Origin of the sequence: Bacillus sp. 220_BSPC (assembly GCF_001054655.1) — a bacterium.
GTDB lineage: Bacteria > Bacillota > Bacilli > Bacillales > DSM-1321 > Peribacillus > Peribacillus frigoritolerans.
Map to the genome: position 1 here is coordinate 19,003 of NZ_JVPL01000159.1, position 9,766 is coordinate 28,768.

Sequence of the window (9,766 nt, forward strand, 5' to 3'; positions counted from 1 at the left end):
ACGAAAAGGGCTGAAGGAATGGATTGAAAAAGGAGGATTCGTGCAATAAATCGAGAATTTGGTGCATTTTTTAATAATTTGGTGCTATTGCAAGAGATTTAGAGCTGTTATTCACGAATTTAGAACAAATACTCGTGAGTTTGGAGCAAATACTCGTGAGTTTGGAGGAAATACTCGTGAGTTTGGAGCAAATACTCGTGAGTTTAGAGCAAATACTCGTGAATTAGAGCAAATACTCGTGAATTTAGAGCAAATACTCGTGAGTTTGGAGCAAATACTCGTGAGTTTAGCACATTTACTCGTGAATGGATGTTTACTCTCGAGGAGGGTTACATAGTTTGATTTCGGATAAGCAATCGGCGATGTGTTACGTCGTTTGTCATGATGGTAAAGCTGTAATCTAAATCGTAATCAATACGATTTTAAAACAGCCAATAAAAATAGTTGAGGTAATGGGGGAAATATATCGTGTTCAGAAAATGTAAATTGATTTTTATTGCATGTTTATCATTCTTTCTTTTGGCTGCTTGTTCCACCGAGTCTGCGAAGGATCAAGCAAGAGGGAAGAAAGAAGTGAACTTGCTTTTTAATTTTGCGACTAGCTCGCTTGATCCGAATGTTGATACTAGTTATGTGTCGCTTAGGGCTGGCATCACTGAGACATTGGTCCATCTCAATGATGAGGATTTGACCATCGAACCTTGGCTGGCGAAGAGCTGGGATAGCAAGGATGGTCAATTATGGAATTTTGAATTAAGGGAGGGTGTGACGTTTCAGAATGGAAAGCCGATGGATGGCAAAGCGGTGAAGGCTTCCTTGGAGAGGGCGATGAAAGATAGTCCGGCGATCAAGAATGCTTTGCGGATTGAGTCGATTGAAGCGGACGGGAATGCGCTGACCATTAAGACGGAGGTTCCTTTTCCTGAGTTTCCTTCTGAATTGGTTCATCCAAATACATCGATTATTGATGTGAAGGAAAGTGACTATATAAACAAGCCGATAGGAACCGGGCCATTTGCCGTTTCGAAATTCATACCAGGTACGGCTGTTGATTTAATCCGATATGAGTCTTACTGGGATGGAGCCGCAAAGCTTGAGAGAGCCAGGTTTTCGTTTAATGAAGATGCCAATGCACGGTCTCTTGCCCTTGAATCGGGAGACGCTGATATTGTTTTCCGTCCGGAAGTGGAAAGCCTGGAAAATTTAGAGGCGAAAGATGGTGTGAAGGTTGAATCGACATCGACTTTCCGCGTACATCAAATGACGATGAATTTGGAACGTAAAGCATTGCAGGACATACACGTGCGGAAGGCGGTTGATGCCTTGATCGATCGTTCATCCATTGCGGAAACGATTTTACATGGTCATGCAGAAGTGGCGACGGGGCCATTCCCATCCACTTTCTCTTTTGCTCCGGATTATCCGAAAAAAGCCAATGGAATGGAAGCCGCTAAGGCGTTTCTTGATCAGGCGGGATATAAGAAAGTGGATGGTGTCATGCAAAAAGACGGTAAACCGTTAACGTTTACACTACTTACATACAGTTCACGTGCCGACCTGCCGTTAATTGCCCAAGTTTTTCAATCGGATGCCGGTCAGTTGGGGATTGATGTGAAAATCAAGCAAATAGAAATCCCTGAAGAGTATATGGCTTCCAATCGCGATTGGGATTTAACGACCTACAGCAATTTAACGGCTCCGAGAGGGGATGCCGGTTATTATTTAAATGCTACTTATCATCCAAAGGGTGCCTTGAACTTCAGTGGGGCTGATGATGATCGCCTGACGTCCCTGATTGATGAGCTGAACGTGACGGTCGGGCAGGAGGAGCGCTCGGATTTAGCTGAGGAAATTGCGATGTATGTGGATGAACAAGTGTATAATTCATTCATTTTACATCCGAATACACTTGTTGCTTATGATGCCGATAAAGTTAAAAACTGGATCACTTCGAGAAGCGAATACTACATGCTGACGAATGAATTGGATGTGAAGTGAATGCTTCGCATCTTAGTCCGCCGATTCATTGAGGTCGCGATTTTTGTTCTTGTGATTACATTCATTTCTTTCCTTTTTGTTAGGCTTGCTCCAGGCGACCCGGTTCTCTCGATACTCCAAGTGGATGATGTGTCGGTCACAAACGAGCAAGTCAATGAGCTTCGTGAAGAATTAGGGTTCAATGATCCGCTGTTCGTGCAGTATGGCAATTGGTTTGCGGACTTTATCCGGTTGGATTTCGGGCATTCCTACCTGACGAATCAGCCTGTGATGGAAATGATCATGAGCGGGCTGCCTGCAACACTTGAGCTGGCGGTTGGTGCATTGCTTGTCATGCTTGGTATAGCGATTCCGTTAGGTTCGCTTGCTGCCTTGTACAGGGGGAGCTGGATCGATCAATTCAGCCGGGCCGTTTCTTTATTGGGGGCAGCCATTCCTAGCTTTTGGCTGGGGCTGCTTTTGATAGATTTATTTGCGGTACGATGGGGAGCCCTTCCAACGATGGGAAGGGACGGGTTTCGTTCTTTGATTCTGCCGTCGGTCACGCTGGGGCTGGCCATCACAAGTGTGTACGTCCGTTTGCTGCGTTCGAGTTTGATAGATTCCCTCAGTCATGATTTCATCAGGGCTGCCCGATCTAGGGGGATTTCAGAGATGCGGATATTCTTTGCCCATGCATTTCGTTATAGCTTGCCCCCGGTCATTACCGTATTCGGCGTCAGCCTTGGCAGCCTGATCGGCGGTGTAGTCGTGATTGAAGTTATTTTTGCCTATCCGGGCATAGGTAAGATGGTCGTGGACTCGATTCGGTCGCGGGATTATCCAGTCATCCAAGGGTACCTGCTGGTCATGGCCATCATTGTATTCATGGTTAATAGTGCCGTTGATTTATCTTATCGTTATTTAAATCCGGAGCTAAGACTGAAGGAAAGGAAACATGGAAAATGGAGTTAGTTATCAAAGAAAAATCCAAGAGGCGCTGGGGAATGCCCGTCCTATTTACAGTGATGGCGACAGTCCTTGCCGTTGCGGCTTACACCTTTCTTATTCTGAAACATGATCCGGCACTGGTCAATCTGGAAGAAAGGCTATGGCCGGCGAGCATGGAACATCCGTTAGGGACGGATCATCTAGGGCGTGATGTATTGACGCGCCTTCTGCTTGGCGCACAGCTGACGGTTGGCTACGGCCTCTTATCTTTGTTTGCCGCAGTTATCATCGGCGTCCCGTTCGGGATGATTGCCGGTTTTAAAGGAGGTCTGATCGATCGGGTCTTCATGCGCATTGCCGACGCGTTTCTCGCCTTCCCAGATACGATCGTTGCCATTGTTCTTAGCGGTTTATTAGGTCCGGGAATCGAAAATCTCCTCTTGGCGATCGTTCTGGTGAAATGGGTGAATTATGCCCGGCTTGTGCGAAGTACGGTGATCACCGAACGTCAGAAGGAATATGTCACAGTTGCTAAAATCAATGGATTAAGTTCATTTGGGATCATGCGGAAGCATCTATTTCCGCACCTAATCGGGAATGTGCTTGTCCTTTCTAGCCTCGATTTAGGAAAAATCATTTTGCTCATATCTTCCTTATCATATATCGGGCTCGGTGCACAGCCGCCGGCACCGGAGTGGGGAGCCATGCTGAATGATGCCCGTCCATATTTTCAATCCAATATGTTGCTGATGATTTACCCAGGGCTCGCCATTATATTTGTCGTTCTTCTAACCAACATGCTCGGTGATTATTTGCGCGATGCATTCGATGTGAAAAAGGAGGTGGGATCATGAGCATTTTATCCGTGAGGCAGCTGCATATCATGGGAAAGCAAAATCATATCGTCAAGGATCTTTCATTAGATGTGCAGGAGGGTGAGTGGTTCGCACTTGTCGGACAAAGCGGGAGCGGCAAAAGCATGACGGCCATGGCAATATGTCAGCTGCTTGCACCCAATCTTCAAGCAAAGGGGGAGATATGGTACGGGGAAAAGAATTTATTAACCCTATCTTCCTCAGAAATCAGGAAGGTTCGCGGAAAGCGCCTGGCCTATATTTTTCAAGATTACCAGGGTTCATTCACACCATTCCTTACCATCGGTCAGCATTTCGACGAATATCAGCGAACACATTTGAACCTTTCCAAAAAGGCAAGGAGGCAGCAAGCGGTCAATGCGCTCATATCGGTGGGCCTGAATGAAGATATCTACGGCAGATACCCTTTTCAATTAAGCGGCGGTCAGCTTCAACGCGTATCCATTTCAATGGCCCTGCTGCTTGAACCTGATATCTTGATAGCGGATGAACCGACCACAGCCTTGGACAGTGTATCTTCCTTTAAGGTTTTACAGCTATTATCAAAGCTCCAAAAAGAAACCGGATGTGCAATCTTGTTCATTACTCATGATTTACGTCATGTCAGGAAGTATGCGGACCGCATTGCGGTTATGAAAGACGGGTCCATCATAGAGACCGGTGATAAAAATCAGGTATTGAATCATCCGCAGCATGCTTATACGAATGAACTGATTCAATCATCGCCATCATTGAGGAGAATTCCATTTAAGCTTGAAGGAGTGTCAGGATGAGTTTATTAGACGTGCGAAATGTCCATAAAAGCTATGATAACGGAGTGGAAATACTAAGGAACGTGAATTTCAGCATGGAAAGGAAGGAATGCCTCGGGTTAGTGGGGGAGAGCGGCTGCGGAAAAAGCACACTGGCAAGACTCATCCTTCAGATTGAATCTTTTGACAAGGGCAGCATCCTATTTGAAGGAACCGAGCTGCAAAACAAAAGCGAACGCAGTTTAAAACCGTATCGCAAGAACATCCAGGCCGTTTTGCAAAATCCTGCATCGGCTTTAAATCCAAAACTAAGGATAAAGGATTCACTAATGGATCCATATCTTCAATTTGGCAGCCAGGTCAATTTGAAATATTTTACGTATACAAGTGAAGCGAACTTTATCGGACAGCTCCTGGAAACGGTGGAGCTTCCAAGGAGTTTTGCTGAACGTTACCCGCATGAGCTAAGCGGCGGACAAAAGCAGCGGGTGACCATTGCACGTGCAATCAGCATCGAACCGGCCCTCATTATATTGGATGAACCGGCTTCAAGCCTGGACGTGCTGTCGCAAGCGGCATTGCTGAAATTGTTAGGCGGGCTGCGGGAGACTTTGGACACTTCCTACCTTTTTATTTCTCATGATCTATCGGCTGTACAGGAGATGAGCCAACGGATCATGGTGATGAAAGGGGGTGTTATTGTGGATTCATTCGAAAAAGAACAGCTTTTTTGCAGCGATCGCCATTCATACACAAAAGAACTGATTTCGATGTTTGAATAATGAAGTTTGAGTTTTAAATCGTAATGATTTTGATTAAGTCGCAGTTTGATACTTAAGGAGGAAGTAAGGTGAACCATCGATCATATTTGGCCTTGGCCATTCCTCTGACCATATCGACGATAACGACGCCATTGATAGGCGCGGTGGACACCGCTGTTGTGGGTCAGTTGCCAAACCCTGCTTATTTAGGCGGCGTAGCTATAGGTACGGTTATATTCAATACCTTATATTGGCTGTTTGGTTTTTTACGTGTGAGCACTTCGGGATTTGCTGCACAAGCACTTGGGGCAAACGACGGAAAGCAAGGCGTTTTAGCCTTTTTAAGGCCTTTTATACTGGCGATTGTTGCAGGGGGAGGTTTCATCCTGCTTCAGGGGCCAATTGAACAGGTTTCCTTAACACTGATGAATCCCGATGCTGATGTGCGAAGATATGCGGCAGAATACTTCAGCATTCGAATATGGGGAATCCCATTCACTTTAATGAATTACGTCATATTGGGATGGCTGATGGGGATGTCCAAGATCAAGGTTTCGCTAGTTTTACAGGTGTTCATGAACCTGATGAACATTGCCTTGGATTTCCTATTTGTTCATGGATTCCAGTGGGGTGTGCCAGGGGTAGCGATAGCGACCCTCCTTTCGGAAGTGACCGCCTTTTTCATTGGACTGATCATTATTGTGAAAGCGTCGCCGCATCGAATGGAAATGCCCCCGTTGAAAGAGATGTTCGATCCTTCATCCATTAAGAAAATGATGTCGGTGAATCGGGATTTATTCATCAGGACGCTTTGCCTGTTGGCAGTTTTTAATATCTTCACGGCAAAGGGGGCCTCATATGGGACGGAGATATTGGCGGCGAATGCCGTACTCATCCAAATTCACTATATGATGGCTTACTTCTTTGACGGGCTCGCAAATGCTTCAAGCATCCTTGTTGGAAAAGCGATTGGTGCGAGAGATAAGCACTTATATAAAAAGACCCTGATCCTGTCGTTGCAGTGGGGTGTTCTGTCCTCCATATTGCTCGCTGTCAGTTACTATTTATGCGGTAATGCCATCCTAGCACTTTTCACAAGGATACCAAGTGTCATCGAGCTGGCAAACATTTATGGAATCTGGCTTATTTTGTTTCCTTTAACGGCCAGTGTAGGCATCGTTTTCTACGGTGTTTTTACTGGGGCAACAGAAGCTGCCCCGATTCGTAACTCGATGATTTATTCCTTGATTGCCTTTATGATAACACTTTATATTTTTGTCCCTGCCTATCAAAACCATGCATTATGGCTGGCCTTTACAGTATTCAGCCTAGGACGTTCGGTATTTTTGGCATTGTATATACCACGGTTAAGCGAAAAAATATTTCCAAATAGGAGTGTGCGCCTTGAAAACGATCAAATGGTCTAGAAATCAGGAGAAAATCATTCATACATATATGGATACTTATAAAATTTTACTAGAAGAAGATGATTTATCACCAAATAACGAAATCATCAATCGCGTTTTGGCCGAACTGGTTTCGATGATATCGAAACCTTTGGACCAGCATGTGGCAGAAGAAATTCTTAACCATGATGAAATCCGATCGATTCGGGATACCATGCTTGGAAAGCTGGCGATTGCTGAAACATTGATGGAGAATCATTATGCCGAATTATTCGTTGGCAGTGTGAACTCCCTGGATGACCTCCGTTCTTTCATTTATTGGGATAACTACAAAGAACTGATTCAAACGGAAATCAATGAATTGAATAAGGTGAAAAATGATATTCGATCATTTGCATTTGTAGGGACGGGGCCTCTGCCATTAAGTCCTTTGCTGCTAAAACGGGAGTTGGGTGCGAAAATGACATGTCTCGATATTGATGAACAAGCCCATTCACTTGGCCGGCGCATCGTCCAAGAACTGGATAAAGAAGGGGATTCAGACTATATCTTGAATGATGGCGCCCTTCATGACTACACGGAGTTCGACCTGGTGTGGATTGCCAGCCTGGTTCCTAATAAAGAAGAAATAATGGAACGGATATATCAGACAAACCCTGATGCAACCGTCGCAATACGGTCGGTGGACGGCATTCATCAATTAATATATGAGCCCGTTGATGCAACAAAATTCAGTAAGGTGGCATGTGAGGAAGTCGGGAGAACCATTGCGGATTCTTTCATCATCAATTCAACCATTTATTACACATTTAAATAGTGGCACCATGGAACGAGTTGCTTCGGCAATTCGTTTTTATTTAGGGGAAAAAAGAAATTCCAATAAACTTACTTGACATTATAAGCTTATGAAAATATAATTACTTACATAAAGTAACCAACAAAAAGGAGAATTCATACATGAATAAAAATGATGCAGCCCACGTTTTTTTAAGGGTGATATTAGGTCTTACTTTTTTCATTCACGGCGTTTCAAAGTTCCAAGGGGGCTTAGGAAATACGGCGGGATTTTTTGATAGCCTTGGCATTCCTGGCTTCATGGCTTACATCGTTGCAGGAATCGAATTGATCGGAGGACTTGCGGTTATACTGGGTTTGGGAACACGAATCGTTTCCGTCCTATTTGCGGTCATTATGGCGGGGGCGATTTTCACGGCTAAATTACCTGCCGGTTTTCTAGGAAACGGGCAAGCGGCGGGTTACGAATTGGACTTGGCACTGCTTGCGATGTCTGTCTATCTAGCATGTGCCAACCGCACGGTTCTTTCTTTGGATAACGTGATTTTCAATAAAAAAGGGAAGTGACAATATGGAGAAATTTCACCAAAAACCAATTACATTTGTTGGCGAAGTCAGTATAAATGTTCTGGATTTGAATAAGGCCATTCTGTTTTATCAAGAAATCATCGGTCTTCAAGTATTGAAGAAAACCGACCGGCAAGCTGTTTTGACGACAGACGGAAAAACCCCGTTGCTGATACTTGAGCAGCCTGCGGATGTGATTCCGAAAGAAGGGCGGACGACGGGCTTATATCACTTTGCCCTGTTGCTGCCGAGCCGTGCCGACTTATCGATTTTTTTACGCCATTTACTTCAAACGAAATATCCATTTGGAGCGGCGGATCATGAAGTGAGTGAAGCGCTGTACATTACCGATCCGGATGGAAATGGCATCGAAGTATACTCTGACCGGCCATCAGCTGATTGGAGATGGGCTGGCGGGGAGGTCGAAATGGGCACAGATCCGTTGGATGGGAATGACCTGCTGAAAGAAAGCGATGGTGAGTGGAGCAAACTGCCTGCAGGTACCTTGATGGGGCATATACATCTGCATGTAGCGGATTTACGTAAAACGGAGGAGTTTTACATGCAAGGTCTTGGGTTTGCCGTCGTGAATCGATATGGAGGAGCGCTCTTTACTTCAACCGGCGGATATCATCATCACATCGGATTGAACACATGGAATGGCGTTGGTGCCCCTGCCCCGAAGGAAAATAGTGTGGGGCTAAACTGGTATACACTCGTTTATGCAGATGAAGAAGCGAGAAACAAAGTAACGGAGCAACTGGAAGGAATCGGGGCTGTCGTCACGGAAAAAGAAGGGTTTTTCGCTGTAACAGATCCATCAGGCAATGAGATTCATTTAGTGGTCTAAATGATAAGAATAATATAGAAAGCAATGGTGAGAGGATAATGGGATTCTTAAGCAGATTATTTGGAAATAAAGAAGCCGCTGCAGAGGAGAATGGGAAAATGACAAAAGTGTTATTCGTGAAAGTGAACGATCGTCCTGCAGATCAGGCAATCAGCTCGAAAATGTATGACTCATTCTTACAAACATATAAAGAGACACACCGTGCCGATGAAGTAACCGAGCTGGATTTATTTAAAGAAGATCTTCCTTACTATGGAAATACGGCGATTACCGGACTATATAAACGCAACCAAGGTCTTGAACTGACAGCTGAAGAGGAAAGTGCCGCAAAACTGGTTGACCAATATTTAAATCAATTCATGGCCATGGATAAAGTGGTATTCGCTTTCCCTCTATGGAACTCAACGGTTCCTGCACCGTTAATCACCTATCTTTCTTATTTGGCACAAGCAGGAAAAATGTTCAATTATACGGCGGAAGGTCCTGTCGGGTATGCTGGAGATAAAAAAGTCATGCTATTGAATGCCCGCGGTTCTGATTATGGATTAGAAGGAATGGCTTCCGCTGAAATGGCCGTGAGTTTAGTGAAAAATATCATTGGGCTATGGGGAATCAACAATCCGGAAACCGTGGTCATTGAAGGCCATAATCAGTATCCGGATCGGTCACAAAAAATCATCGCGGATGGTTTGGAAAAGGTTGCAAAAGCGGCTGAAGCATTCTGATTGCAAAGCGAAAAGAATAGCAGGCAAAGAAAGGCCTCCATATTAATGGGGGCCTTTAGACTGTAGACAAACTCGATGAAAATCGAGTTTGTCTATTTTTATGGCTT

General features: G+C 44.7%; 10 protein-coding genes. All 10 read left to right on the plus strand.

The window, feature by feature from the left end; all coding sequences use genetic code 11:
• The first annotated feature begins 468 nt into the window (after nt 1-468).
• The 10 genes from nikA to ADA55_RS10540 all read left to right on the plus strand — a co-directional run bounded on the left by nikA (nt 469) and on the right by ADA55_RS10540 (nt 9,659).
• The gene (gene nikA, locus ADA55_RS10495; RefSeq protein ID WP_048683195.1) at nt 469-1,998 is read left to right on the plus strand and encodes a nickel ABC transporter substrate-binding protein; all 1,530 of its coding nucleotides are present in this window, start codon (nt 469-471) and stop codon (nt 1,996-1,998) included.
• Nucleotides 1,999-2,952 carry a nickel ABC transporter permease gene (nikB, locus tag ADA55_RS10500; RefSeq protein ID WP_048683199.1) on the plus strand — a complete coding sequence of 318 codons (954 nt, stop codon included), beginning with the start codon at nt 1,999-2,001 and terminating at the stop codon, nt 2,950-2,952.
• Nucleotides 2,943-3,782 (plus strand): nickel transporter permease, encoded by an 840-nt coding sequence (nikC, locus tag ADA55_RS10505; protein WP_048683204.1) that lies wholly within the window; start codon nt 2,943-2,945, stop codon nt 3,780-3,782. The genes nikB and nikC overlap by 10 nt, the downstream gene beginning before the upstream one ends.
• A complete protein-coding gene (locus tag ADA55_RS10510) occupies nt 3,779-4,576 on the plus strand; it encodes an ABC transporter ATP-binding protein (protein ID WP_048683210.1) in 798 nt (265 codons plus the stop codon). The genes nikC and ADA55_RS10510 overlap by 4 nt, the downstream gene beginning before the upstream one ends.
• Nucleotides 4,573-5,337 carry an ABC transporter ATP-binding protein gene (locus ADA55_RS10515; protein ID WP_048683213.1) on the plus strand — a complete coding sequence of 255 codons (765 nt, stop codon included), beginning with the start codon at nt 4,573-4,575 and terminating at the stop codon, nt 5,335-5,337. Before ADA55_RS10510 ends, ADA55_RS10515 begins: the two co-directional genes overlap by 4 nt.
• Before the next feature lie 68 nt (nt 5,338-5,405).
• Complete coding sequence (locus ADA55_RS10520; protein ID WP_048683215.1) at nt 5,406-6,743, plus strand: MATE family efflux transporter; 1,338 nt, start codon at nt 5,406-5,408, stop codon at nt 6,741-6,743.
• Complete coding sequence (locus ADA55_RS10525) at nt 6,721-7,539, plus strand: nicotianamine synthase family protein (protein WP_226990446.1); 819 nt, start codon at nt 6,721-6,723, stop codon at nt 7,537-7,539. Before ADA55_RS10520 ends, ADA55_RS10525 begins: the two co-directional genes overlap by 23 nt.
• A 140-nt stretch (nt 7,540-7,679) precedes the next feature.
• Nucleotides 7,680-8,084, plus strand: coding sequence for a DoxX family protein (locus tag ADA55_RS10530; protein ID WP_048683218.1), 405 nt, complete (start codon nt 7,680-7,682; stop codon nt 8,082-8,084).
• A 4-nt stretch (nt 8,085-8,088) separates the two neighbouring features.
• Nucleotides 8,089-8,934, plus strand: a complete 846-nt coding sequence (locus ADA55_RS10535) for a VOC family protein (protein WP_048683220.1) — start codon at nt 8,089-8,091, stop codon at nt 8,932-8,934.
• Between the two features lie 38 nt (nt 8,935-8,972).
• Nucleotides 8,973-9,659: an FMN-dependent NADH-azoreductase gene (locus ADA55_RS10540; RefSeq protein ID WP_048683221.1), complete on the plus strand. Its 687-nt coding sequence runs from the start codon at nt 8,973-8,975 to the stop codon at nt 9,657-9,659.
• The last annotated feature ends 107 nt before the right edge of the window (nt 9,660-9,766 follow it).